The organism is Pseudomonas sp. NFPP24, from assembly GCF_900112095.1.
GTDB classification, from domain to species: Bacteria; Pseudomonadota; Gammaproteobacteria; order Pseudomonadales; family Pseudomonadaceae; genus Aquipseudomonas; species Aquipseudomonas extremorientalis.
The window spans coordinates 142,522-168,805 of sequence record NZ_FOKD01000005.1; the positions used below are offsets into that span (position 1 = coordinate 142,522).

The following is a 26,284-nucleotide window of genomic DNA, read 5'->3' on the forward strand; positions in this document are numbered from 1 at the left end:
GGTCAAATCGCCTCTAGTTCGCTCAAAAAGTCACGAAGATCATCAAAGTCTTCCGCGCTGCCGGCGCGGAAGGTGGCGGCGGCCTGCACATAGGCACGCAGCGTTTCGGTCTGGAACACTTCCACCAGCGGCACTTCCAGGCCCAGTTCGGCCTGGACCCGCGAGGTGATCTGGATCGCCAGCAGGGAATGGCCGCCCACTTCAAAGAAGTTGTCGTTCAGACCCACTTGCGGCAGACGCAGGACATCGGCCCAGATCGCGGCGATCTGCCGTTCCAGCTCGGTTTCGGGGGCCACATAGGCCTGTTGCAGCAGGCTCGCATCCGGCTCGGGCAGGCCCTTGCGGTCGAGTTTGCCGTTGGGGGTCAGCGGCATTTGCGCCAGGAACATGAAGTGTGTCGGCACCATGTAGTCCGGCAGGTGGGTTCTCAGGGCGCGGCGCAGGGTGTCGCGGAACTCGGCTTCATCGGCCAGGTGGGTGTCTGTCGGTACCACGTAGGCGACCAGTTGTTTGCCGGTCGGGCCTTCATGGGCCACCACCACGGTTTCACCGACATTGTCCTGCTCGCGCAGGCGCGCTTCGATCTCGCCAAGCTCGATACGAAAGCCACGGATTTTCACCTGATGGTCGACACGGCCGAGGTAGTCCACCACGCCATCCGGGCGGCCACGGGTCAGGTCGCCGCTGCGATACATACGGCTGCCGGGCTTGCCGAACGGGTCCGGTACGAAGCGCTCGGCGGTCAGGGCCGGACGCTCCAGGTAACCCCGGGCCACGCCCTCGCCGCCCAGATACAGCTCACCGGCCACACCGATGGGTTGCAGGTTGAGTTGCGCATCCAGCACGTAGCCGCTGCGATTACCCAACAGTGTGCCGATGGGGGCATAGACGGCGCCGCACGGGTCGCCCTTGCGCGCTTTCCACAGCAATGGCGTGACCACGGTTTCCGTCGGGCCGTAGCCGTTGAACAGATAGGTCGGCTTGAGTGCGCGCCAGGCCAGGTCGTAGCTGGCTTGCGCCACGGCATCGCCACCGAAGCAGTACACGCGCACCTTCGGTGGGTTGCCGTGACGCTCGGCATGCTCGGCCAACTGTTGCAGGTACACCGGTGGGAACACCGCCATGGTCACGTTGTGGCGGTGCATTTGCTGGTAGGTGTATTCCGGCAGCCACAGGCTATCGTCGCGGATCAACACACTGGCGCCGTTGATCAGCGGGTGCATCCAGCCTTCATGGGAGCCGTCGAAGGCGAACGACATGAAGTGCAGTTCGCAGTCGGCGGGCGAGGTTTCATAACGCTCGCCGGTGGCGATGATATGCGCCACCAGCGGACCGTGGGACACCGCCACGCCCTTGGGCAGGCCGGTGGAGCCGGAGGTGTAGATCACGTAGGCCAGGTTGTCGCCGTCCAGTTTCACATCAGGCGCCGTGTCGCTGTAACCGGACCATTCCTCGGTGCGATCAATCGCCAGGCTGTCCAGACCCTCGGGAATCGGCAGTTGCTGCAAGGCACTGCTATGAGTCAGCAGCAACTGGGCACGGCTGTCCTGCATCATGTACAGCAGGCGGTCACGCGGGTATTCGATATCCAGCGGCACATAGACGCCACCGGCCTTCATCACCGCCAGGAACGCCACCATGATTTCGGCACTGCGCGGCATGGCAATCGCCACGCGCACTTCCGGGCCGACGCCACGGGCGATCAGCGCATGGGCCAGGCGGTTGGCCTGGCGGTCCAGTTCGCCATAGCTCAGGGTTTGTGCGTCGAATTTCACGGCGACTGCATCCGGGTTTTCCCGGGCGCGGTCGGCCACCAACTGGTGAACCAGGCGTTCGGCCGAGAAGCCGGCATCGGTCTGGTTCCACAATTGCAGGATGTGCTGTTGCTCATCCTCGCCCAGCAGGTTGAGTTGGCTGATGGGTTGCTGTTGATCGGCAACCATCGCCTGCAACAGGTTCTGCCAGTGGCCGGCCATGCGCTCGATCGTGGCTGGGGCAAACAGATCAGTGGCATAACTCAGGGACGCACGCAGCGTCGCCTGGCTTTCCTCCACATCCAGCGCCAGGTCGAACTGCGCCACACCTTCATCCCAACCCAGCACCTCGACATCCAGTTCGGCGAGGCGTTGCAAGTGATTGGCGGCCGAGGTCACGCGATGGTTGAACAGCACCTGGAACAGCGGGCTCAGGCTCATGCTGCGCTCGGGTTGCAGGGCTTCTACCAGTTGCTCGAACGGCAGGTCCTGGTGGGCCTGGGCCTCCAGGGAACGCTGGCGTGCCTGTTGCAGCAGTTGCACGACGCTCATCTGCCCGTGGATATCGGCCTTGAGTACCTGGGTGTTGACGAAGAAGCCGATCAGCCGCTCGGTTTCCAGGCGATTGCGGTTGGCAATCGGCACGCCGACACGCACGTCTTCCTGGCCACTGTAGCGGTGCAGCAACGCCTGGTAGGACGCCAGCAGTACCATCGGCAACGTCACACCGGCGGCTTGCGCCAAGCGGCGCAAACCGGCCAGAAGCTGCGGTTGCAACTCAATGCCCAGGCGGGCGCCACGGTGGCTTTGTACCGCGGGGCGCAGGTAGTCGAAAGGCAACTCCAGCACCGGCTGCATGCCACCCAACTGGGCCTGCCAGTACGCCAGTTGGCGGGCCTTCTCGCCGGCCTCCATCCAGTTGCGCTGCCACAGGGAGTAGTCGGCGTACTGGATCGGCAAGGCTGGCAAGTCTGGCACGTGGCCTTGGCTGAAGGCGGCGTACAGCTGCACCAGTTCCTCGACCATCAGTTGCATCGACCAGCCATCGGAGACGATGTGGTGCTGCACCAGCACCAGTACGTGCTCATCAACAGCCAGGCGCAGCAACCTGGCCCGCAACAGCGGCCCGCGCAGCAGGTCGAATGGCTGCGCAACCACTTCTGCGACCCGCGCCTTGAGGCTGTCTTCTTCGGTGTCGAGCAGGCTGATCTCGATCAGGCCCGAGTCTTCAATCACCTGAACTGCGCCGCCAGCGTCCTGGCGCACATAGGTGCGCAGGCTTTCATGGCGTGCCAGCAAGGTGTCGAAACTGCATTGCAGCGCGGCCAGGTCAAGCGGCCCTTTCAAACGTAATGCGCTGGGGATGTGATACGCCGTGCTTTGCGGGTCCAGTTGCCAAAGGAACCATTGCCGCTCCTGGGCATAGGACAACGGCAGCGGTTGATTGCGGTCAGCCTTGAGCAACGCGGGCGCAACCACGCCCTCCTCGCCCAGCGCCTGAACGAAATCCTCCAACCGTGGGTGTTCGAACAGAGTCTTGAGCGCCACTTCCAGCGCCAGCACCTGGCGAACCCGCGAGACAACACGGGTGGCCAGCAGCGAATGCCCGCCGAGTTCGAAGAAGTGATCGTCAAGGCCGACCTGCGGCAGCTCCAGCACCTCGGCCCAGATCGCCGCGACCTGCTGTTCACGCAGTGTCACTGGCGCTACATGGCCTTTGCTCAATCGTGCCACGTCCACCGCAGGCAACGCCTTGCGGTCGAGCTTGCCGTTGGGGGTCAGGGGCAGGCTATCGAGGAACACCAGGTGCGCCGGCACCATGTAGTCCGGCAGGCGCTCGCGCAGGGCCGCCTTGTAGACTTCTGGCGTGTCGGGTGCGGAACTGACCAGGTAGGCGACCAAGCGGTCGTTGTCGGCCAGGACCACGGCTTCGCGTATACCGGCCTGCTCGCGCAGGCAGGCTTCGATTTCACCCAGTTCGATGCGGAACCCACGTACCTTGACCTGATGGTCGACCCGGCCGATGTATTCCACCACGCCATCGGCACGGTAGCGGGCCAGGTCGCCGGTGCGGTACAGGCGTTCTCCCGGCGCACCATACGGGTTGGGCACAAAGCGCTCGGCCGTCAGCGCGGGGCGCTCGTGGTAACCGCGAGCCAGGCCGACGCCGCCGATCAGCAGTTCACCGGCGGCCCCCACCGGGCTGGGCGTCAAACCGGCATTGAGGATGAACAACGTGGTATTGGCGATAGGCCGCCCGACAAAAGGCTGGGCCTCGTGCAGACGATGGGCAGCGGACCAGATAGTGGTTTCAGTCGGGCCATAGAGGTTCCACAGCGGGCCTTGCAGGTCGAGCAGGCGCTGGGCCAGGTCCGACGGCAGTGCTTCGCCGCCGCACAGGCTTTTGATACCGCGCAGCCGTTGGGCGCGCGGGCTTTCCAGCAGCATGCGCCAGGTCGACGGTGTGGCTTGCAGCACGTTGGCCGATTGGCTGTGGACCAGATCGATGATCGCTTCCGGGTCGAGGGCCAGCTCCTGGCCGCTCAGCAGTACCGTGGCACCCACCGTCAGGGGCACGTACAGCTCCAAGGCGAAGATATCGAACGAGAAGGTGGTCAGTGACAACATCCGTGCGCCAATGCCGATGTCCAGGGTATCGGCCATGCCGCAGGTAAAGCTGCACAGCGCCCGGTGGCGTACCATCACACCCTTGGGCTTGCCGGTGGAGCCGGAGGTGTAGATCACGTAGGCCAGGTGTTCCGGCGTGACCTCGACCTGCGGGTTGTGCTCCGCAGCGTCGGCGGCGTCGACCATCAATACCTGCACACCGTGCGGGTGCGCCAGGCGCCCTATCAGGTGTGGCTGGGTCAGCAGGACCCGTGCACGGCTGTCGTCGAGCATGAACGCCAGGCGATCCGCCGGGAATTGCGGGTCGAGGGGCACATAGGCGCCACCGGCCTTGAGGGTCGCCAGCAGGCCGACCACCATATCCAGGGAACGCTCGACATGCACCGCCACCAATACGTCCGGCCCCACACCTGCCGCAATCAGGCGATGGGCCAGACGGTTGGCGCGGCGGTTGAGTTCGCCGTAGCTCAGGGTTTGGCCATTGAATTGCACCGCGAGGGCTTGCGGCTGTGCCACGGCCTGGGCTTCGAACAATTGGTGCACGCAGCGTTCGCGGGGGTAGTCGACAGCGCTGTCGTTCCACGTTTCGACCATCTGCTGCCATTGCGGCGCGCTGAGCATCGTCAGTTCATCCACAGCCTGGGACGCGTCCTGCACCACCGCGTGCAACAGGTTTTGCCAATGCTCGGCCAGGCGATCCAGGGTAGCGGCGTCGAACAGATCGGTGGCGTAGGTCAGAGAGGCCCACAGGCCTGCGGCAGACTCCTCCGTCTCGAGATTCAAGTCGAACTGGGTGCTGTGCCCTGCCCAATCCAGCGCTTGCAGGTCCAGGCCGGGTAACTGCAGCGGGGTGGCGCGCAGGCGGTCCTGATGATTGAACATCACCTGGAACAGCGGGTTATGGCTGAGGCTACGCTCCGGTTGCAGGGCCTCCACCAGTTGCTCGAACGGCAGGTCCTGATGGGCCTGGGCTTCGAGGGCACGCTGCTTGACCTGGACGAGCAATTGGTCGAACGCCATCTGCCCGTGCACGTCGGCCTGCAGCACCTGGGTGTTGACGAAGAAGCCGACCAGGCGCTCGGTTTCGAGGCGATTGCGGTTGGCAATCGGCACACCGACCCGGATTCGGGATTGCCCACTGTAGCGATGCAGCAAGGCCTGGAACGACGCCAGCAGCAGCACAAACAAGGTTACGTCCTGACGCTGGGCCAGGGCCTTGAGCCCGGCGACCAACGCGCTGTCCAGGTGCACCTGGCGGCGTGCGCCGCGATGGCTTTGCACTGCCGGCCGAGGGTGGTCCAGGGGCAGTTCCAGCACGGCATGCTCGGTGCCCAGGCGCAGGCGCCAGTAGTCGAGTTGACGTTGTTGCTCACCGGCCGCCATCCAGTCCCGTTGCCACTGGGCATAATCGGCGTACTGGATGAGCTGCGCCGGCAGTTGAGCCTGGCCCTGATACAGCGCCACCAACTCATCGACCATTACCTGCATCGACCAACCGTCGGAGATGATGTGGTGCTGGGTGATCACCAGTACGTGGTGCTCGGCCTCGATCTGAAGCAATTTGACGCGCATCAGCGGGCCATTGATCAAGTCGAACGGGCGCTGGATCTCCTGCGCCACGGCAGGCTCGATCGCCGAGACCTCGACCTGTTGGTGTTCGATCGGCAGCGCAAGGCTCGGGTGAATCCGTTGCCAGGTGTGCTCGCCCTCTTCCACAAAGGTGGTGCGCAACGGTTCATGGCGTTGCACCAGGGCCTGGAACGCCTGTTCCAGCGCCGCGACGTCCAGACGGCCACGCAGGTGCAGCGCGCTCGGCACGTGGTAGGCGGCGCTGGACGGGTCCAGTTGCCAGAGGAACCATTGGCGCTCCTGGGCGAACGACAGCGCCAACGGCCGATCACGCGTCAGCGCCACCAGAGGCCGTGCAGTGCTGGCCTGCAACCCAGCACAAGCATCGGCGAACGCCTCCAGCGTCGGTTGTTCGAACAGCGCCCGCAACGGCACTTCCAGTTGCAGTGCGTGGCGCACCCGCGAAATGACTTGGGTGGCCAGCAACGAATGACCGCCACGTTCGAAGAAGTGGTCATTGAGCCCCACCTGATCCACTTGCAACACCGCCTGCCAGATGGCGGCCAAGCGCGTTTGCAGCGGGGTTTGCGGCGCCCGGTAAGCCTGGCGCGCCTGGTTCAGGTCCGGTGCCGGCAGTGCGCGACGGTCAAGCTTGCCATTGTTGTTCAACGGCAAGGCGTCGAGGACAACCCAGTGCCCCGGCACCATGTAATCCGGCAAGGACTGGCGCAAGGTGGCCGCCAATGCCGGGGAGTCCACGCTTTGCCCGTTGGCGGCGACCACATATGCCACCAATAGCGTGCCCGTCGGGCTCGATTGTGCGATGACGGCCGCTTCACGCAGCTGCGGCAAGGCTTGCAGGCTGGCTTCGATCTCACCCATTTCCACGCGGAACCCGCGGATCTTCACTTGATGATCGATGCGCCCGACATACTCCAGCGCACCCGCCTGGTTATAGCGCGCCAGGTCGCCACTGCGGTAAAGCCGCGCGCCGGGCACGGCGGAAAACGGGTTTGGCAAAAAGCGCTCGGCGGTCAGCGCCGGGCGATCGAAGTAACGCTGGGCCAAACCGTGTTCGGCGCCGATGCACAGCTCGCCCACGCCGTCGGTGGCCAATAATTCGAAACCACTGTCCAGCACATACAACGAGCGACCGTCGATGGCCCGGCCAATCGGCACACCAAACGCATCGCTGGCATCCACCAATTGGCAGTCATGCACGCTGGACACCACGGTGGCCTCGGTGGGCCCGTAGGTGTTGACCAAACGCACGTCACCCAACCCGGCGGCGTACCAAGCGCGCAGCCCTTCCACCGACATCGCCTCGCCGCCGACATGCACCTGACGCAGGTTGCCCAGGGTGCGCTGGTCGAGGGCGCACTCCTTGGCGAGCAAATACCAGTAGGCGGCGGGCAGGTCGGCGAGGGTCACGCCCTGCTCGACGATTTCCCGCGCCAATTGCCCGGCATCCCATAGCTCATCGCCGCGCATGACCAACGCTGCGCCCACACACAGCGGCGGGTAGCATTGCTCGACAAAGCCGTCGAAGCTGAACGTGGCAAATTGCAGCACGCGATCCGCCGCGCTCAACCGGCTATAGGCCTCGGCACTGTCGCAGAACTGGCCGAGGGCGGCATGGTCGATGGCCACACCCTTGGGCAGCCCGGTGGAGCCCGAGGTGTAGATCACATAGGCCAGGTCGGCAGCGGTGGCATGGTTGGTTGGATTGGTCGACGGGTAGCCTGCCAGTTCTTCGCCGGACGCGGTGAAACTCTCGCGCGCCAGCCCTTGGGGCAACGGCAGGTCGGCCAGCAGCCCGGTTTCGCTGAGCAACAGGTCGAGCCGGCTGTCTGTCAGCATGTAGTCCAGGCGTTCGGCGGGGTAGTTCGGGTCCAGCGGCACATAGGCGGCGCCACTTTTGAGCACCGCCAGCAGGCTGACGATCAACTGCGGACCACGTCGTGCCGCCAGGCCGACGCGCTGGCCTGGGCCAACGCCCAGTTCCAGCAGGCGATGGGCAAGCCGGTTGGCGCGAGCATTGAGCTGGGCGTAGCTCAGGCGTGCCTCACCCGCCTGCACGGCCATCGCGTCGGGTGTGGCGCTGGCCTGGGCGGCTATACGCTCGTGCACGCGCAGGTGACGCTGGGCCTGGCTGGGCGACTGGCTGAGGGCAAGCATGTCGCGCCGTGCGGCCTGGTCGAGCAGAAGCAGGTTGCCAATGGGCGCCTGGGCATCCGCGAGCATCTGCACCAGCAGGTGGTGCAGGTTGCGGCTTAATTGAGCGACCTGCCGAGCACTGAAGCACGCCTGGTCATAACCAAACTCCAGGCGCAGGCAACTGCCCAGCTCAATGCCCAGGGTCAGTGGATAATGGGTCTGCTCGTGGTTATGCAGGCGGCCGAACGTCAGGCCGGCAGGCGCGCCCTGCTTCAAGGCCTCGGCCACCGGGAAGTTTTCGAACACCAGCAAGGTATCGAACAGCGCGCTGCCCTGCTGTCCTGCCCATCCCTGGATGTCATAGAGCGGCACATGTTCATGGTCGCGCAGGCTCAGGTTGAGGGCTTGCAGCTCACTCAGCCAGTCGGCCACCGGCTGCGCCGGCGACGCTGCATTGATGATCGGCAGCGTGTTGATGAACAGGCCCAACTGCTGTTCGATCCCCGGCAATGGTGCCGAGCGTCCCGCGACGGTGGCACCAAAGGCCACGCAGTCCTGCCCGGTATAGCGTTGCAGCAGCACGCTCCATGCGCCTTGGAGCAAGGTGTTGAGGGTGACTTTGTGGTGGCGGGCAAACTCACTCAGGGCACGCGTGAAGTCGTCGCTCAGCACGACCTGATGGTCAGCCATGCCCTTGCCTTCGAACGGCACACGCAGCGCCTGCGCAAGCAGGGTTGGCGCTTGCAGCGGCGCCAGCGCAGACTTCCAGAACGCCTCGCCCGACGCTTGCTGTTGCAGCCAGCCCAGGTAATCGCGGAACTGCCCCTGCGGCACCGGCACGTTTTGCCCGGCGTAATGGGCGATCACTTCGCCGAGCAACTGGGCGTTACTCCAGCCGTCCATGAGGATGTGGTGGCTGGTGAAGATCAGGTGCCAGGCACCGCCGGCACCGCGCACCAGCATCAGGCGAAACAGCGGCGCAGCATTCAGCGCAAATCCCTTCTCGCGTTCGGCAGCGGCGAATGCATCAAAATCAGCATCGACATCTTCGATCACTTGCAACTGCACATCGACATGACGCTGAATCACTTGATGGGCACTGTCCAGGCCGAGCCAGTGGAAGCTGCTGCGCAGGATGTCATGGCGATCCAGCGCGGCTTGCCAGGCACGGCCGAATGCGAGCAAGTCCAGGCCTTCAATGTCCAGGCGCAACTGGTTGATGTAAGCCTCGGCCTCGGGCGCATACAGGGTATGGAACAACATACCCTGCTGCATCGGCGACAACGGGTAGAGATCGGCAATCGCCGGCCCGGCGATGGGCAAGGCGTCCAGTTGCTGCTGGGTCAGGCGCGCCAGGGGGAAGTCCGAAGGCGTGACCTGCCCCGCCGGCGTGGCGCAGCAGTGTTCAATCAAGGCCTGGAGTTCAGCGGCATAGTCATCCGCCAGGCGTTGGACGGTCGCCACCTCGAACATCTCACGACTGAACCCCCACCGCAGGGCCAGCTCACCGCCGTACACCTGCCCTTCCACCGTCAGCCAGTTGGCCAGCGGTGCCTCGGGGTCCTGGGCCTGTCCGCTGCCCTGGTCAGCCGGAACGAACAGCGCCGCCTCGTTGAATTGGCGGTCGAACTGCCCCAGGTAGTTGAAGGTGATGCGCGGCACGGCCTGTTTGGACAAGGCCTCACGCGCCTCGGGTGCGCCGAGGTAGCGCAGCAGGCCATAGCCGATACCTTTGTGCGGCACCGCACGCAGTTGCTCCTTCACCGACTTGATCGCAGCCGACAGCTCACCCTCGGCTTGCAGGCGCACCGGGAACAGGCTGGTAAACCAACCCACGGTGCGGCTCAGGTCGAGCGTGTCGAACAGGTCTTCGCGACCATGGCCTTCCAGCTGGATAAGTGCGGCAGGTTGCTCGCTCCAGCGGCTGATGACCCGCGCCAACGCAGTCAGCAGCAGGTCGTTGACCTGGGTGCGGTAGGCCGCCGGAGCGTCTTGCAGCAGTTGGCGGGTGTGGTCGGCGCTGAGGCGGATTTCGAGTGTACTGCCCAGGCGATTTTGCAGGCCGCCCTGGGGGTTGTCGCACGGCAGGTCAGCGCTTGCGGTCTGTGCCTGCCAATACGGCAGTTGCGCGTCCAGCGTCTGCGCGTGGGCCTGCAACTGCTGCGCCCACTGCTGGTAGGCGCTGGTCTTGGCCGGCAATGCGGCGTTGACGTAGGCCTGTTGCAGGTCTTCGAGCAGGATACGCCACGATACGCCGTCCACTGCCAGGTGATGCACCACCAGCAACAGGCGCTGGGTGCGGTCGGCCATCATTGCCAGGACCGCACGCAGCAGCGGGCCCTGTTCAAGATCAAGGCTGCGTTGAGCCTCGTCGCACAGTGCGGCCAACTCAGCCTCGCCGGCGACCTGGGACTGCCATAACGAAGCCGATGCAACCGGCTCGGCGTGGGCCTGGCGCCAACCGTCCGCCTGCAGCACAAAACGCAGGCGCAGGGCATCGTGGTGGTTGATCAAGCGGGTCAAGGCGGCCTCTAGGCGCACGGGCTCCAGCGCCTCACGCGGAGTCAGCAGCAACGACTGGTTCCAGTGCTGGCGCGCCGGGATCGCCTGCTCGAAAAAGCTGTGTTGCACTGGCGTGAGGAACACCTCGCCGGTGACCGGCCCCTGGTCGATGAGGGTCGCCTGCTCGAAGCTCGCCACCAGCGCCAGGCTGCGTACGCTCTGGTACTGGAACAGGTCCCGCGGGCTCAGGCGAATGCCCGCCTGGCGCGCACGGCTGACTACCTGGATGGAGATGATCGAATCGCCACCCAGTTCGAAGAAATTGTCTTCCAGGCCGACGTGTTCCACACCGAGCACATCGCTCCAGATTGCTGCCAGGGCTTTTTGCACGTCGCTTTCCGGGGCTACATAGGCCTGCTGGGGCGCAGCATCCGGCAATGGCAAGGCCTTGCGGTCGAGCTTGCCGTTGGCGGTCACCGGCAGCCTGGCCAGGTGCACCAGATGGGTCGGCACCATGTATTCCGGGAGGCTTTCGAGCAGCCAGGCCTTGAGGTCGGCAGGCGTTTCGTCGGCCAGTACCAGGTAGGCCACCAGTTGCTTGCCGCCTTGCACCAGCACCACGGCTTCGCGCACCGAAGGGTGTTGCATCAGGCGCGTTTCGATTTCGCCCAGCTCGATACGCAGGCCACGTAGCTTGACCTGATGATCGAGGCGACCCAGGTATTCGATCACCCCATCGGCACGCTGGCGCACGCGGTCACCAGTGCGATACAGACGCACACCGTCACCGAACGGGCTTGGCACGAAACGTTCGGCGGTCAGTGCCGGGCGCCGGTGGTAACTGCGTGCCAGGCCGGCGCCGCCCAGGTACAGCTCACCGCTGACGCCCGCAGGCACCGGGTTCATCTGGGCATCGAGCACGTACGTACCGAGGTTGGCGATGGGTCGACCGATGGGCACGCTGTCGGCGCCTTCGTCGACGCAGGTCCAGTGGGTCACGTCGATGGCGGCTTCGGTCGGGCCGTATAGGTTGAACAAGCCCGCCTGTGGCAACTTGGCGAACACTTGCAACTGCGCATCCAGCGGCAAGGCTTCGCCGCTGCAGACAATGCGTCGCAGCGTGTTGCAGGCTTGCACGCCCGGCTCATGGATAAACGCCTGAAGCATCGACGGTACGAAGTGCAAGGTGGTAATGCGGTGTTGCCCGATGGTCTCGATCAACCGCGCCGGTTCGCGGTGTTCACCGGGCGCAGCGACGACCAGGCGGGCGCCGGTCATCAGCGGCCAGAAGAACTCCCACACCGAGACGTCGAAACTGAACGGGGTTTTCTGCAGCACCGCATCGCTGGCGTCCAGGCCGTAGGCCTGCTGCATCCAGCACAAACGGTTGACCAACGCACGGTGGCTGTTGCCGGCACCCTTGGGCTTGCCCGTTGAGCCGGAGGTGTAGATCACGTAGGCCAGGTTCAGCGCCTGCAGGTCGACGCGTGGCGACTGACGGCTATAACCGTCGAGCCAGCTCGCGGGCTGGTCCAGGGCAATCACCTGGATGCCCTCGGTCGGCAGCAATGGCAACAGGTCGCGCTGGCTGAGCAGCAACTGGATGCCGCTGTCGTCGATCATGTAGGCCAGGCGTTCCCGGGGGTATTCAGGGTCCAGCGGGACATAGGCGCCGCCGGCCTTGAGAATGGCGAGCAAGCCGACCACCATTTCGATGGAGCGCTCGACGCAGATCCCTACCAGCGTGTCAGGGCCGACGCCCTGCTCGCGCAAGGCGTGGGCCAGCTGGTTGGCGCGGGTGTCGAGCTGGGCGTAGGTCAGCGTGGTTGCACCGAACACCAGCGCCGGTGCATCCGGCGTGGCCTGCGCCTGGTCTTCGATCAGGTGATGAATGCCGCGCTCGGTCGGGTACGCCTCGGCGGTCTGGTTCCATGCGTGAACCAGCACCTGCTGCTCATCCGCCGCCAACATCGGCAATTCGCCGATGCGCTGTTCACCGTCGGCCACCATGGCCTGCAACAGGCTGAGCCAATGCCCGGCCATGCGCTCGATGGTTGGCGCGTCGAACAGGTCGTTGGCGTAGGTCAACGCGGCATGCAGGGTGCCGGATTTTTCATAGGTGTCGAGGGTCAGGTCGAACTGGGTGGTGCGGCCTTGCCATTCCACCAGCGCCAGCTCCAGGCCGGAGGCGGTGCTGACGCTGGCAATGTCGGCCACCACCGGCTGGTGGTTGTACATCACCTGGAACAGCGGCGTATGGCTCAGGCTGCGTTCTACCTTGAGGGCTTCCACCAGGCGTTCGAAGGGCAATTCCTGATGGGCCTGGGCACCGAGGGCGTGCTCCTTGATGCTGTGTAGCAGCTCAGTGATGCGGGTTTGCCCGGTCAGCTCGGTGCGCAAGACCTGGGTATTGACGAAGAAGCCTATCAACCCTTCGACTTCAGTGCGGTTGCGGTTGGCGATCGGCACGCCGACGCGGATATCGTGCTGCCCGGTGTAGCGATGCAGCAACACGTTGAAAGCACCGAGCAACAGCATGAACAGGGTGACGTTGTGTTTTTGCGCGCAACTACGCAACTGTATGGCCAGCTCAGGTTCAATCATGAAGTTGTGGCGCGTGCCCTGGTAGCTCGGCATCGCCGGACGCGGGCGGTCGGTGGGCAGCTCCAGCACCGGGTGCTCATCGCCCAGGCGCGCTTGCCAGTAATCCAGTTGCCGCGCCTGCTCCCCCGCTTCCAGCCAGCGGCGCTGCCACAGGGCGTAATCGCTGTACTGGATCGGCAAGGCCGGCAGTTGCGGGGTTTCGTTGCGCTCGTGGGCGTCGTAGCAGCGGATGAACTCGTCGATCAGCACATTCATCGACCAGCCATCGGAGACGATGTGGTGCAGGGTCAACAGCAGCACGTGTTCCTGCGCGTCGAGCTTGAGCAATTGCACGCGCAGCAACGGACCGTTTTCCAGGTCGAACGACAGCAACGATTGACGGGTCGCGGCCTCGTTGACGGCCTGTTCGCGCTCGGCGGCGACCAGGTGGCTAAGGTCCAGGTGCTCGACGGTCAACGACGTGTCTGCCGGCACCTGCATCAGGCGCTCGTCCGCCTGGCGCTGGAATACTGTGCGCAGGGTTTCGTGGCGCGCGACCAGGCTGGCAAAGGCCTGCTCCAACGCGCCGAGGCTCAACGCCCCCTTGAGCCGTACCGCTCCCGGCAGATTATAGGCGCCGCTGGCCGGGTCCAATTGCCAAAGAAACCACATGCGTTGCTGCGCGTAGGACAACGCTTGGCGATCCTCCACTTCCACCCCCGCCGGAATGGGGAACCGGGAAAAATCCACGCCTTCTTTCTGCAGGGCCTGCAGGAACAATTGGCGTTTTTCCAGGGGCAACCCGATAAACCGGCGAGCAAGTTTCAAGGAGTCTTCAGCATTCATTTCTTGGAGTCCGGAGCAGTAGGCAGGAAGCACAAAGGCACGTCGTCCCTATAAAACGAACCGGAGAGGGAAAAATTAGCGGGGGATGGGAGGCGCGGCGCACAGTGTCATCAAGGGTTACATCAATCTCGGGAAGACCACCCGAACAGCAGCTAGCATTGACGAACACTACTTTTTGCAACTACATTTAGTTACACGCAGGGAACGCCGTGTCCAAAAATGAAAAGCTGCTGACCAAACTGCTCAACGAGCAAATGACATTTACCTGGCCCGAGCTCGTCACGCTGCTGCGACGACTGGGCTACACGCAGATTGAAGGGGCTGGAAGCCGCGTCAAATTCGACATCGGCGACCCCAGTGCAATGATCACCTTGCACAAGCCTCACCCTGGCAACGAGTTGAAACACTACATTCGGCGCCAGATCATCGAACAATTGAAATCAGGAGAGCTGATTCAGTGAACAACCAACTGAAACACAACGGCTACATCGGCTCCATCGAAGCCAGCCTCGAAGACAACTGCCTGTTCGGCAAGGTCTTGTTCATCAAGGCGCTGGTGAGCTACGAAGGGAAAACCGTCGCCGAACTGGATAAGGCCTTTCGGGAGGCGGTGGATGATTACCTCGCCACCTGCCAGACCCTGGGGCATGCACCAGAGAAACCTTGCAAAGGTTCCTTCAACGTCCGGGTCGGCCATGATCTGCATCTTGCTGCCGCCCTTGAGGCGACGCGCAAGAAAGTGACGCTCAACGACCTGACGCGCCAGGCGTTGAACGAGTTTCTGCAGCATCACAGCGCAGACGCTTGCCCTGCGATCAACTGATCATCCCAGCCGCCGATACCCCGACACCGCAGCCCCCAACACGACCGCCCCCGCCGCCAGCGCCACCCAGAACCCGCTGGTGGCGCCAAAGTGATCGATCATCCACCCGGAGCTGGCCGCGCCTATGGCCACGCCGATGCTGAGCCCGGTGATCAGCCAGGTCATGCCCTCGGTCAGTCGGCTGGCGGGCACGACCTGTTCCACCAGGGCCATGGACACAATGAGGGTGGGGGCAAAGAACAGCCCGGAGACAAAGACCGCCACCGCCAGCCCTGCGATGTTGGTCACCAGCAGCAACGGCAAAGTGGTCAACGCCGTGGCGATGCCACACAACAGGAACTGCCGGGGCAACGGCGCCTTGAGCTTGAGGGTGCCGAACGCCAGCCCCGCCAGGCACGAACCGATGGCGTACACCGACAGCACGATACTGGCAGCCGCCGGCTGGCCTTGATGCTGGGCAAAGGCGACACTGACCACATCTACCACGCCGACGATCACACCCATGGCCAGCAGGAGAATCATCAGGATCAGCACCGAGGGCGAGGCGATCAGCCAGCGACCGTGATGCCCGTGATGCGCGTGCACCGGCGGCTCGGTCTCACGCTGCAACACAAAGGTGGTGACGCCCACCGCCAGCAACAACGCAGCCACCAGCGGCCCGGCTTCCGGGAACAGCACCACGCACAAACCCACCGAGATCGGCGGGCCGATGATGAAGCACACCTCATCCAGCACCGACTCCAGGGCAAATGCGGTCTGCAACTTGGGCTGGCCTCGGTACAACTCGGTCCAGCGCGCCCGCACCATGGCCGACATGTTGGGCATGCAACCGGCCAGGGCGGCGAACAGGAACAACGTCCAGTTCGGTGCCTGCAAGCGGGTGCACAGCAGCAACATCAGCAACGCCCCGCCGCCGATCAACGCGGCAACCGGCAACACCCGCCCTTGGCTGTAGCGGTCCACCAGCCTGGATACCTGCGGCGCGCAAAACGCCGTGGCCAGGGCAAATACCGCCGCCACCGAGCCCGCCAGTCCGTAACCGCCGTGCACCTGCGAGAGCATGGTGATCAAGCCGATCCCCGTCATCGAGACCGGCATGCGCGCCAGCATCCCCGCCAGTACAAAAGCCCGGGCGCCAGGGACCTGGAACAATTCGGCGTAAGGGTTTGCCATGGCTCAGAAACCTTCTGTCCTTAAGGTGCGCAACCTTTTATCACACCAACCGCTTGATCTGCTTGTGTCGCCACACCAGCCGATAATACGCAGTCTGCAACGCCAGCATGGCCAGGTAGGTCACCGGAAATGCCATCCACACCCCTTCCAGGCCGAAGTGGGCGTTGAGCAGGTACGCCATCGGCAGTTCCACGCAGAGCACGCAGAAGATCGAGATCGCCACCGGCATCAACACCACGCCGCTTGCGCGCATGATCCCGCCGATCACGGCCTGGAAGCCGAATACCAAAATGCTCCACAACATGATGTGCAACAGGTGTTCGGCATTGACCCGGGCCGCGTCATCGGTGATGAACAGGCCGAGCAGCCAGTGGGACAGGACATAACCCAGCACAATCAGGCCACCGGTCAGGCAGGTGTTGATCAGCAGGCCGGTGCGCAGGATCGGGCCGATGCGCTCCAGACGCCCGGCGCCAATCGCCTGGGCCCCGAGGATCGATGCGGTGATGGCAATCGACAGCGCCGGGAACTGCACGTAATTGACGATCTGCGTCACCGCGCCATAGGCCGCCGTGGCCTGGGAACCGTGACCGTTGACCAGCGCGAGGATGACCAGCTCCGACAGCGACAACACCACCATCTGCAAGCCCGTGGGCAAGCCGATGCGCAGGACCTTGCCGAGAATGATCCGATCCAGGCGCAGGGCCGCCAACAATTCACGGTCCGGCGCCATCACATGGTTCTTGTGGCGCAGCCGCATTATCAGAAACAGCATCGCTGCCGCGTTACCCACCAACCCGGCGTACACCGCGCTCTGGATACCCAAGGGCGGCAGGCCGATCCAGCCGCGGATCAGCGCCGGTGTCAGCAGCAGGCCCACCAGGGTCGAAACCATCAGCGCGAGCAACGGCGAGATCGTGTCGCTGACACCACGCAGCAATTGGGTGTAGAGGATAAAGACCAGCAGCAGCGGCATGATCAACATCATCATCTGCGCATAGCCCACCGCATCGTCGAGTACATCCACCGGCGTGCCGAGCGCGTGCAAGGCCGGGCGCGCAAACAGGCTGCCGAGCACCGCAGCGATCACCCCCACCAACGCCCCCAGAGTCAGTGTGGCGCCGGTGATCACCTTGACCAACGCGGTTTCCTGTGCGCCCCAGGCCTGGCCGATCAGTACCGAGGCGCCCGCCCCCAGGCCGATCACCAGGGCGATAAAAAAGAACACGATGGGAAACATCCCAGATACCGCCGCCAGCGCCTGGGTGCCGAGCATCTGCCCGACGTAGATACCGTTGAGGGTGCCGGAAAAGCTTTGCAGGAAGTTGGACAGCACCATCGGTGCCAGAAAGATCAGGTAGATCTGCCACAACGGCCGTTGCTGGGTGACTTCCATGAGGGTTCGGATCCAGGAGTTGTTATCAGACAGGGAACGCGTCGCGCGACAGCCAGGCCAGGTAGGCCTGCACGTCTACCGGCCAGTGCGCGATCTTGCTCGAAAAATCCGCCGCATCAGAGGCAAATAACGCACGCGAGGCGTCTTCGAAGCCGGGCAGGTCACCGCCGATGGCGCTCATGAACCGATAGCCGGCTTCCTTGGCCTGGCGTATCCGGTCACGGGAAGCATGGGCAGTGCGCGCTTCATCCACCAGCCGCCGCAACGCCGCCGAAGCACCGCCGCGTTGCTGGCCCAGCCATTCCCAATGACGCGGCAACAGCGTGACTTCCCGCGCGACCACCCCCAGCTTCGGGCGCCCGACCGAGGGGGGAGCGGGAGGCTCGTCAGTCATGTCGACCTGGGCAGGTGGTTCGGGCGCATAGCCCTCAGGCCAGGGAAAGTCGACCTGGTTGCCGGTGGCATCGTCGAAGACCAGGAAGCTGCCCGCGGGCTGGTCAAGCTCGGCGAGCGTCGTGGCGACGTCGGCATAGGAACCTGCCGCCACACGTTGGTGGCGAACAAAGGCTGTGCAAGCAGGAAGGGGGTGTGTAGGCATGTTTATTACCCGGGCGATATGTGTTTTACCCGGATCATATTAGCCAAAGTTTTACCAGATGCAAGGTTATTGTCGTATGGGTCAGAGGTTGTCGCGCTTCATTTGCAGGGTCAGGTGAAACGGCATGCTGGATAGACCGTTTCCGACACCGCAATCAGCCCGCCATCCTCATCACGATACTGGCGGATGATTTGATAGCGACAGTGCTGAATCCGCTGCTGGGTTATGACTGTGTGGCGCAAATCACCCGAAAGACGGCGGTGCAGTTGGGACTGATCACCGCCGAAGAGTATGAGCGACAGGTACAGCCGGAAAGAATGATCAGCCCCGACCGGTCACGGAATGTGGCGGCCCACAATCAACCACGCGACGAATGCGCTTGTTTTTCTTTTATTACGTATTCGAGATTGACCCAATTAAACCTTCCATCTTCTGCGCCTCTATTGCCTTTGCCATCAGTGCCAATATCGAGCTCCTTCATCAGGCCCGGGCGCTTGAGAAGTTCAGCCGCGAGTTCAGACATATCTGTCGGTGGGCTCTTTTCAGCCTCACGCTTTAAACTATCGAAGCTGATGTAGTTATCCGCCCCCCAGTACTGTTTGAACTTTTCCTCAAGGGCCTGAAGCAGGTCAACATCACTCATTTTTTTATAGCTTGGCGCTGCATCCCGCTCGGATACCCTTCCAATAGTGTCGCGCCCGATTTTCCCGTCAGGAATGTCAGCATCATGGTCGGAATCCAGTTTTCTATTGAGCCCCGGCCGACTGATGATTTCCTTGGCCAACAGGGTCATTCGGTCATCCACAGGGTTATCAGTCAAAGGACGATTTGCAACTTCACGAAGCGATTTCTGAGTGATCTTGCCATGCTCGTTTGGCTTGAAGTAATCAAAGTTATTACCCAACTCCGTCGTTAAATCTGAGTCTTTGGCCTGTTTGAAATTATTTGCGACCTCAGCATTCTGCGGGCTCATGCCGCTCGCTGCCGGATAATAATTGCGTGCCCCATTGGCGCCATATCCATTTTCAAAACGACTGCGCTGCATGCCACCGTAATACCCCTCTTGCTGGCTCTGCATATCGCCGTAATAATTCACCGGCGCTCCTTGCATACCACCATAATTCCCTCCTGGCCCAACTCGCATGCCACCGTTATACGCATCCGGTCCACCCAGCATGTACGCTCCCTCCTGGTCTTCGTACTCAAAGACCACCGCCTGCGCATCACCCAGGCTGATCAGACCATCTTCATGGCCGCCATGGTTGATACCATCGAGTGACTCAAACATTCCTGGACGGCTAAGAACGTCCCTTGCCAGCTGTGTCATTCGATCGTGATACGGATCCCCGGTCGGTAGACGATTGGCAGCATGCTCAAGCGTTGCCCTCGTGACAAAACCAGATTCTCCCTGGAAATAAGGGAAGGCGTCGACAAAGGCCCGTGCAACTGTGGAAGGGGGAGGCAGCTGAGAGGTCCCCAGTAAGGTCCTCATTGCGGGCTCATTACCAAACCTGGCGCCCCTGTCCAACAGATTAGAGTAAGGGCAGGGACTTTGTATGAACGAACCGTAAAGAGTAGTCATTGCAATACCTCAGATAGTTGATGCGAATAAGCCGACCAACGCGCCAGTTAGCATTAAGTCAACATCCATCTGTGGCAACATGTAAAAGGACAGTTCCATTAAACATGAACAAAAAAACTTACCTGCTGGATAACTAATTCGCACCCATGTGTATGTTCAGTACGACACGACGGCCAGGTCGGTAGTGTTGACCGCCATCTGAACTACCTACCAAAGGTTTGTGAGGGCCTGCGTAACGTCGGATCAAACGGATTGATCCTGGGCCCGATCGCCGCCGCTTCGCGCTTGAGCAACTCCACCACCATCGGCAACCGGCTCGGCCCCAGGCGATCGCTGATGGTCGCCACACTGAGCGCCGCCACCGCGTGCCCGTCCCGATCGAGGATGGGCACGGCCAACCCGGCCATGCCTTCCAGCACCCCGGTATTGCGCGCCGCATACCCCAGGTTGCGCACGTTCTCCACTTCCGAGCGCAACAGCACTTCGTCATACAGGTGGAAGTCCTTGAGCCGTGGCAGGTTGTAGCGGATCACGGTTTCGCGCTCTTCCTCCGGCAGAAAGGCCAGGATCGCCAAACTGCCCTGCCCCACCCCCAATGCCACGCGCCCGCCGATATCGCCGGTGAAGGTGCGGATCGGGTACGGGCCTTCGCTGCGGTCCAGACAGATCGCATCGAAACCGCTGCGCGCCAGCAGGAACAGCGAGTCGCCCAATGACGCACTCAGGCGCAGCATGCTCGGGCGCACCAGGTCGCGCAGGTTGCCGGTCTTGCCCGCGTTCGCCGCCAGGGCGAAGAACTCCAGGCTCAGGCGATAGCGCTTGCTGCGTGCGTCCTGTTCGACCATGCCTTCGTCCATCAGGCTGCGCAGCAGGCGGTGGGTAGTGGGCTGCGAGAGGCCGACCTGTTGCGCAAGTTGAGTGACGCGTTCGCCGCCCTCCGGCACTTTACCCAAGGTGCGCAATAGCGCGAACAGACGAGACACCCCGCCCGCCCCGACCTCTTTGCTACTTTCGTTTCGATTAGTGGAATCCATAACACTCAATCTCTTTGTAAATTCCGGTGAGTGAATAAATCTGAAAATAATAGTCCGTTCAGTGAAATTCCATCTTCCGCCCATCCTAGTCTTCGTCCTAATCTGCGTCCACAGGGGCGAAATGAACAACAACCGGCAGCCGACTCAAGATCGAGCGCCAACGCACCGGCAACACCTCATTCGCATCTGCCCAAAACAAAAAAGCGCGTTTCGACGCGACTCAAAAAAGGTGGAACGCAGACATGGCATTTCTCCAACTCAACGCCTTGAGCAAACGCTACGGCGCCGTCGACGCGGTGGTCGCCACCGACCTTGCGGTGGAAAAAGGCGAGTTCGTTTCCCTGCTCGGCCCTTCGGGCTGCGGCAAGACCACCACCCTGCAAATGATCGCCGGCTTCGTCGACGTGAGCGGCGGGCAGATCCTGCTCGACGGCCGCGACATCACCCACGCCAAGCCGGCCAGCCGTGGCCTGGGCGTGGTGTTCCAGAGCTATGCGCTGTTCCCCCACATGAGCGTGCGCGACAACGTCGCCTTCGGCCTGAAGATGCGCAAAGTGCCGGCCGCAGAGATCGTCAGCAAGGTGAAAACCGTGCTGGAACTGGTGCGCCTGGCCCCCCACGCCGAGCGCTACCCACGGGAGTTGTCCGGCGGCCAGCGCCAACGCGTGGCCCTGGCGCGTGCGTTGGTGATCGAGCCGCCGGTGTTGCTGCTCGACGAGCCGCTGTCCAACCTCGACGCCAACCTGCGCGAAGAGATGCAGTTCGAGATCCGCCGCATCCAGTGCGCCGTCGGCATCACCACCTTGATGGTCACCCATGACCAGGCCGAAGCGCTGTCCATCAGCGACCGCGTGGTGGTGATGCAGGCCGGGCGCGTGACCCAGATCGACGCGCCGTACAAGCTCTACGAACACCCGCGCACGCGCTTCATCTCGGACTTCGTCGGCAAGGCCAACCTGCTGGCCGGCGATTACGACCCACTGGGAACGCCGCAAGTGCGGCATCAAGGCGGCGACGGCGAGCTGGTCCTGAGCCTGCGCCCGGAAAAAATCACCCTGGTGGACGCGGGGGCCGGTCGCCTGCAAGGCAAGGTGCATGATCGTTACTTCTTTGGCAGCCAATGGCTGTACCGCGTCCACACCGACCTCGGCGAGATCACCGTGGTGCGCAGCAACGACGGTAGCGCGCCGCTGGGCTGCGGCGCGGCGGTGGGCCTGGACTGGCATGCGGACTTGCTACGCGTACTGGCAGCCGACGAGGTGCACGCATGAGTCGCGGTTACCTGCTCTCCTTGCCGGCGCTGGTGCTGTTTGCCGGGCTGCTGATCTTACCGCTGGGCCTGACCCTGGTCCTGTCGTTCAACGTATTCGACTACCAGGTGGGCGTGAAGGCCGATGAATGGACCTTGGCCCATTACCTGTCATTGTTCAGCGACTCCTACTTCTACGAGATCTTCTGGCGCACCTTCTGGATCAGCGCGCTGGTGACCCTGCTGTGCGTGGTGATCGGTGTGCCCGAGGCCTACATCCTCAGCCGCATGGGTACGCCGTGGCGCTCGATCTTCCTGATCCTGATCCTCACGCCATTGCTGATTTCGGTGGTGGTGCGCGCCTTCGGCTGGAGCCTGCTCTTGGGCGCCGATGGTTTGGTGAATCAACTGATCCAACTGCTCGGCGGGCGCCCGGTGAAGCTGCTGTACACGCCCTTCGCGGTGATCATCGCGCTGGTGCACGTGATGTTGCCGTTCATGATCATCCCGGTGTGGACGTCCCTGCAAAAACTCGACCCGTCGGCTGAACAGGCCGCGTTATCGCTGGGGGCCAGCCAGGCCACAGTGATGCGCAGGATCGTGCTGCCGCAGGTCATGCCTGGCGTGCTGTCCGGCACGCTGATCGTGTTCGGCCTGGCCGCCAGCTCCTTTGCGATCCCCGGCCTGCTTGGCGGGCGCCGCCTGAAAATGGTCGCCACCGTGGTGTACGACCAGTACCTCTCGGAACTCAACTGGCCCATGGGCGCGACCATCGCGGTGGTGCTGCTGTTGGTCAATCTGCTGATCATGCTGAGCTGGAACCGCATGGTCGAAGGCCGCTATAAAAAGTCCCTGGGGGTTTAAGCGCATGTCCAGAAACGGTCCTTTGGCCCTCGGTTTCCACGGCTTGGTGGTGCTGTTCATGATGGCGCCGCTGGTGGTGGTGTGCCTGGTGGCGTTCACCCCGGAAAACACCTTGAGCCTGCCCATCTCGGGCTTCTCCCTGCGCTGGTTTCGTGCGGTATTCGAGCGTGCGGATTTTATCCAGGCGTTCTATAACAGCCTGGTGCTGGCCTTCACTGCGGCAAGCCTGGCCACATTGATTGCGGTGCCGGCAGCGTTGGCGATCAGCCGGTATTCGTTTCCCGGGCGTAATTTTTTCAGTGCGTTGTTTTTGTCGCCGATCATCATCCCGCACCTGGTGCTGGGGGTGGCGATGCTGCGGTTGTTCGCGCTGATGGGGGTCAACGGCAGCTTTACCTGGCTGATGCTGGCCCACGTGGTGATCATCACGCCGTATGTGCTGCGCCTGGTGCTGGCGGCCGCCATCGGTATTGATCGCAGTGCCGAACAGGCGGCCGAATCCCTCGGGGCCAGCCGCTTTACGCTGTTTCGCCAGATCACCCTGCCGATGATTCTGCCCGGTGTCGCTGGCGGCTGGTTGCTGGCGTTCATCAACAGTTTCGATGAGGTGACGTTGTCGATCTTCGTCAGCTCGCCAGCCACGCAAACCCTGCCGGTGCGCATGTACGTGTACGCCACCGAGTCCATCGACCCGATGATGGCGGCGGTGTCGGCGCTGGTGATTGCGCTGACGGCGGCCACCATGATTCTGCTGGACCGGGTCTACGGCCTGGACCGCGTGCTGGTGGGGAAACATTGATGGCCCTGTTCAAACGCTTGGCCGAGACCGCGCGCCCTGCCCTGTCCTTCACCCTGGACGGCCAACCCGCCAGCGGCTTGCTCGGCGATACCCTGCTCACCGCCATGCTGACCTGCGCCGAGCACCTGCGCGGCAGTGACTTCAGCGCCGAGCGCCGCGCCGGTTTCTGCTTGATGGGCGCCTGCCAGGATTGCTGGGTGCGCCTTGAAGACGGTCGCCGCGTGCGCGCCTGCTCGACGCTGCTGGAAGAAGGCCAGGCGATCAGCCGCGACCCGGGGCGCCAGCCATGAAGCCGGTGGTGATTGTGGGCGCAGGCCCGGCCGGGATCAGCGCGGCGCGCACCCTGCTCGACCATGGCGTCACACCGTGCCTGATCGATGAAAACCTGCGCGGCGGCGGGCAGATCTATCGGCGGCAACCCTTGGGCTTTCAGCGCAGCGCCAGGCAGATCTATGGCTTTGAAGCGAGCAAGGCGCAAGCCGCGCACCGCACGATGGATGAGCTGGCGCCGCTGATCGACTATCGACCGCAAACCCTGGTGTGGAATGCCGAGGACGGTCGCCTGGACCTGCTCGACAACGGCCGTGCCGAGAGCGTCGACTACGCCAGGATCATTGTCGCAACCGGCGCCACCGACCGTATCCTGCCGGTGCCGGGCTGGACCCTGCCCGGCGTGTACAGCCTGGGCGCGGCGCAGATCGCCTTGAAATACCAGGGCTGCGCCATCGGTGAGCGCGTGGCGTTCTGCGGCAGCGGGCCGTTGCTGTATCTGGTCGCCTACCAATACGCCAAGGCCGGAGCCAAGGTGGTGGCGGTACTCGACAGCGCGCCGTTCAGTGCGCAGTGCCGTGCGTTGCCGGCGCTGCTTGGGCAGCCACTGACCCTGGCCAAGGGCATGTATTACCGCGCCTGGCTGACGGCCCATGGGATTCCCGTGCATCAGGGTGCCACGCTGCAGAAAATCGACGGAGAACAGCGAGTCAGCGGTATTCGCTGGGATGACCATGTTTTGGCGTGCGATGCCGTCGCTTTCGCTCATGCCCTGCGCAGTGAAACCCAACTGGCGGACTTGCTCGGCTGTGAGTTCGCCTGGAACACCTTGAACCGTGCCTGGTTGCCGCAACGGGACAACGCCGGGCGCAGCAGCGTCAACGGTGTGTACCTGGCCGGCGACGGCGCAGGGATCATGGGTGCGGACGCCGCGAAGATGGCCGGTGAGCGTGCGGCACTGGCGGTGCTGGAAGATTCGGGCGTGGCGATTGATCAGCGCCGCCCCGCCGTATTGGAGCAGCAACTGGCGGGCATCCAGCGTTTTCGTCATGGGCTGGAAACCGCGTTTCCCTTCCCCGAGCAGTGGGCGGCCCAAGCGCCGGACGCATTGATGGTGTGCCGCTGCGAAGAAGTCAGCGCCGGCGAGATACGCGCGGTGGTGGATGAAGGTCACTGGGAGCTCAACCGGGTCAAGGCTCACTGTCGCGTTGGCATGGGTCGTTGCCAGGGCCGGATGTGTGGGCTGGCGGCGGCGGAAATCGTCGCCGAGCGCAGCGGTCGCGGGATTGAACAGGTGGGCCGCCTGCGCGGCCAGGCACCGATCAAGCCGCTGCCGTTTGGCGTGGAGGTGCAGCCATGATCGATGTGATCGTCCTCGGCGGCGGCATCGTCGGCGCCTCGGCAGCCTTGATGCTCGCGCAGAAAGGCCAGCGCGTGGCCCTGGTGGAGCGGGATTTCTGCGGTTCCCATTCCAGTGGCGTCAACTATGGCGGCGTGCGACGCCAGGGTCGGCCCCTGCACCAACTGCCCTTGTCACAGCGCGCCCATCAACTGTGGGCCGACTTGCCGGGGTTGATCGGCATCGACGGCGAATACGTGCGCTCCGGGCATTTGAAGCTGGCGCGCAGTCATGCCGACTTCGCCGCGTTGCAGGCGTATGCCGAGCAGACGCGCGGCTTTGGCCTGGGCCTGCAGTTGCTGGACTACGCCGAGTTGCGCGCACGCTTCCCCTGGGTCGGCGATATTGCCGTGGGCGCCTCGCTGTGCCCGGAAGACGGGCATGCCAATCCGCGCCTGGTATCTCCTGCCTTCGCCCGTGCCGCGCAGCGTTGTGGCGCCGCCGTGTACGAGCAAGCCGAGGTGATCCGCATCGAGCATGACAGCCGCCGGTTCCAGGTGCATTGCGCCAACGGCCTGCATCTGCAGGCAGCGTGGCTGCTCAACTGCGCCGGTGCCTGGGCCGGAAGCGTCGCCGCGCAGTTTGGCGAAGCGGTGCCGATCACCTCCGCGCACCCGGCGATGCTGGTCACCGAGCCGTTGCCGGTGGTGATGAACGTGAGTACCGGCGTTGAAGGCGGCGGGATTTATGCGCGCCAGGTCGCCCGGGGCAACTGCATCCTGGGCGGCGGTCGCGGCTTTGCCCTGGGCCCGTTGACCGCGCGCCCAGGGCAGGCGGCGGTGCTGGAGATCCTGCGCAACGCCGGCGAACTCTACCCCTTTCTCAAAGGTGCCCAGGCCATCCGCACCTGGAGCGGCACCGAAGGTTACCTCCCCGATCACGAACCGGTGATCGGCCCCAGCAGTACCCAACCGGGCTTGCTCCACGGTTTCGGCTTTGCCGGCGCCGGGTTCCAGCTCGGTCCCGCGGTCGGTGAAGCCCTGGCAGAGATCGTCTGCGCCGGGGCCAGCCGCCACCCCATCGAAGCGTTTTCCATTCGTCGTTTCCAAGCCTGAGAG

General features: G+C 63.4%; 14 protein-coding genes. 8 read left to right on the forward strand and 6 right to left on the reverse strand.

Annotated elements, in window-relative coordinates:
* Nucleotides 1-2: 2 nt before the first annotated feature.
* The gene (locus BM026_RS12345) at nt 3-14,039 is read right to left on the reverse strand and encodes a non-ribosomal peptide synthase/polyketide synthase (protein WP_093528720.1); all 14,037 of its coding nucleotides are present in this window, start codon (nt 14,037-14,039) and stop codon (nt 3-5) included.
* 209 nt (nt 14,040-14,248) lie between these two features.
* Between BM026_RS12345 and BM026_RS12350 the strand changes: the two genes are divergently transcribed.
* On the forward strand, nt 14,249-14,500 hold the full coding sequence (locus BM026_RS12350; RefSeq protein WP_058424734.1) for a type II toxin-antitoxin system HicA family toxin: 252 nt from the start codon (nt 14,249-14,251) through the stop codon (nt 14,498-14,500).
* Nucleotides 14,497-14,862 carry a type II toxin-antitoxin system HicB family antitoxin gene (locus tag BM026_RS12355; RefSeq protein ID WP_092245743.1) on the forward strand — a complete coding sequence of 122 codons (366 nt, stop codon included), beginning with the start codon at nt 14,497-14,499 and terminating at the stop codon, nt 14,860-14,862. The genes BM026_RS12350 and BM026_RS12355 overlap by 4 nt, the downstream gene beginning before the upstream one ends.
* On the opposite strand, the gene BM026_RS12360 is transcribed toward BM026_RS12355, so the two are convergent.
* From BM026_RS12360 to BM026_RS12390, 5 genes are all read right to left on the reverse strand, one after another.
* Nucleotides 14,863-16,035 (reverse strand): MFS transporter, encoded by a 1,173-nt coding sequence (locus tag BM026_RS12360; protein WP_093513671.1) that lies wholly within the window; start codon nt 16,033-16,035, stop codon nt 14,863-14,865.
* 40 nt (nt 16,036-16,075) lie between these two features.
* Nucleotides 16,076-17,431, reverse strand: a complete 1,356-nt coding sequence (locus BM026_RS12365) for an MATE family efflux transporter (RefSeq protein ID WP_093528723.1) — start codon at nt 17,429-17,431, stop codon at nt 16,076-16,078.
* 25 nt (nt 17,432-17,456) lie between these two features.
* Nucleotides 17,457-18,029 (reverse strand): DUF2239 family protein, encoded by a 573-nt coding sequence (locus tag BM026_RS12370; RefSeq protein WP_093513673.1) that lies wholly within the window; start codon nt 18,027-18,029, stop codon nt 17,457-17,459.
* Nucleotides 18,030-18,387: 358 nt separating this feature from the next.
* Entirely contained in the window at nt 18,388-19,521 is a 1,134-nt protein-coding gene (locus tag BM026_RS29200) for a hypothetical protein (RefSeq protein WP_175507944.1), read from the reverse strand.
* A 293-nt stretch (nt 19,522-19,814) separates the two neighbouring features.
* Nucleotides 19,815-20,645 carry an IclR family transcriptional regulator gene (locus tag BM026_RS12390; RefSeq protein WP_093513676.1) on the reverse strand — a complete coding sequence of 277 codons (831 nt, stop codon included), beginning with the start codon at nt 20,643-20,645 and terminating at the stop codon, nt 19,815-19,817.
* 242 nt (nt 20,646-20,887) lie between these two features.
* Between BM026_RS12390 and BM026_RS12395 the strand changes: the two genes are divergently transcribed.
* Genes BM026_RS12395 through BM026_RS12420 form a run of 6 tightly spaced genes read left to right on the forward strand, consistent with a single transcriptional unit; the run spans nt 20,888 to nt 26,281 of the window.
* Nucleotides 20,888-21,916, forward strand: coding sequence for an ABC transporter ATP-binding protein (locus tag BM026_RS12395; RefSeq protein ID WP_093528729.1), 1,029 nt, complete (start codon nt 20,888-20,890; stop codon nt 21,914-21,916).
* A complete protein-coding gene (locus BM026_RS12400; protein ID WP_092245769.1) occupies nt 21,913-22,758 on the forward strand; it encodes an ABC transporter permease in 846 nt (281 codons plus the stop codon). The genes BM026_RS12395 and BM026_RS12400 overlap by 4 nt, the downstream gene beginning before the upstream one ends.
* Before the next feature lie 4 nt (nt 22,759-22,762).
* The gene (locus BM026_RS12405) at nt 22,763-23,557 is read left to right on the forward strand and encodes an ABC transporter permease (RefSeq protein ID WP_093528732.1); all 795 of its coding nucleotides are present in this window, start codon (nt 22,763-22,765) and stop codon (nt 23,555-23,557) included.
* Nucleotides 23,557-23,847 (forward strand): (2Fe-2S)-binding protein, encoded by a 291-nt coding sequence (locus BM026_RS12410; RefSeq protein ID WP_093126731.1) that lies wholly within the window; start codon nt 23,557-23,559, stop codon nt 23,845-23,847. The genes BM026_RS12405 and BM026_RS12410 overlap by 1 nt, the downstream gene beginning before the upstream one ends.
* On the forward strand, nt 23,844-25,187 hold the full coding sequence (locus BM026_RS12415) for an FAD/NAD(P)-dependent oxidoreductase (RefSeq protein ID WP_092245780.1): 1,344 nt from the start codon (nt 23,844-23,846) through the stop codon (nt 25,185-25,187). Before BM026_RS12410 ends, BM026_RS12415 begins: the two co-directional genes overlap by 4 nt.
* Nucleotides 25,184-26,281, forward strand: coding sequence for an NAD(P)/FAD-dependent oxidoreductase (locus BM026_RS12420; protein WP_093528735.1), 1,098 nt, complete (start codon nt 25,184-25,186; stop codon nt 26,279-26,281). Before BM026_RS12415 ends, BM026_RS12420 begins: the two co-directional genes overlap by 4 nt.
* The last annotated feature ends 3 nt before the right edge of the window (nt 26,282-26,284 follow it).

Excerpts from the sequence above, each read along its gene's own strand:
- BM026_RS12345 (WP_093528720.1), bottom strand. The coding sequence starts at position 14,039 with ATGAATGCTGAAGACTCCTTGAAACTTGCTCGCCGGTTTATCGGGTTG.
- BM026_RS12360 (WP_093513671.1), bottom strand. The coding sequence starts at position 16,035 with ATGGCAAACCCTTACGCCGAATTGTTCCAGGTCCCTGGCGCCCGGGCT.
- BM026_RS12365 (WP_093528723.1), bottom strand. The coding sequence starts at position 17,431 with ATGGAAGTCACCCAGCAACGGCCGTTGTGGCAGATCTACCTGATCTTT.
- BM026_RS12370 (WP_093513673.1), bottom strand. The coding sequence starts at position 18,029 with ATGCCTACACACCCCCTTCCTGCTTGCACAGCCTTTGTTCGCCACCAA.
- BM026_RS29200 (WP_175507944.1), bottom strand. The coding sequence starts at position 19,521 with ATGAGGACCTTACTGGGGACCTCTCAGCTGCCTCCCCCTTCCACAGTT.
- BM026_RS12390 (WP_093513676.1), bottom strand. The coding sequence starts at position 20,645 with ATGGATTCCACTAATCGAAACGAAAGTAGCAAAGAGGTCGGGGCGGGC.
- BM026_RS12395 (WP_093528729.1), top strand. The coding sequence starts at position 20,888 with ATGGCATTTCTCCAACTCAACGCCTTGAGCAAACGCTACGGCGCCGTC.
- BM026_RS12400 (WP_092245769.1), top strand. The coding sequence starts at position 21,913 with ATGAGTCGCGGTTACCTGCTCTCCTTGCCGGCGCTGGTGCTGTTTGCC.
- BM026_RS12405 (WP_093528732.1), top strand. The coding sequence starts at position 22,763 with ATGTCCAGAAACGGTCCTTTGGCCCTCGGTTTCCACGGCTTGGTGGTG.
- BM026_RS12410 (WP_093126731.1), top strand. The coding sequence starts at position 23,557 with ATGGCCCTGTTCAAACGCTTGGCCGAGACCGCGCGCCCTGCCCTGTCC.
- BM026_RS12415 (WP_092245780.1), top strand. The coding sequence starts at position 23,844 with ATGAAGCCGGTGGTGATTGTGGGCGCAGGCCCGGCCGGGATCAGCGCG.
- BM026_RS12420 (WP_093528735.1), top strand. The coding sequence starts at position 25,184 with ATGATCGATGTGATCGTCCTCGGCGGCGGCATCGTCGGCGCCTCGGCA.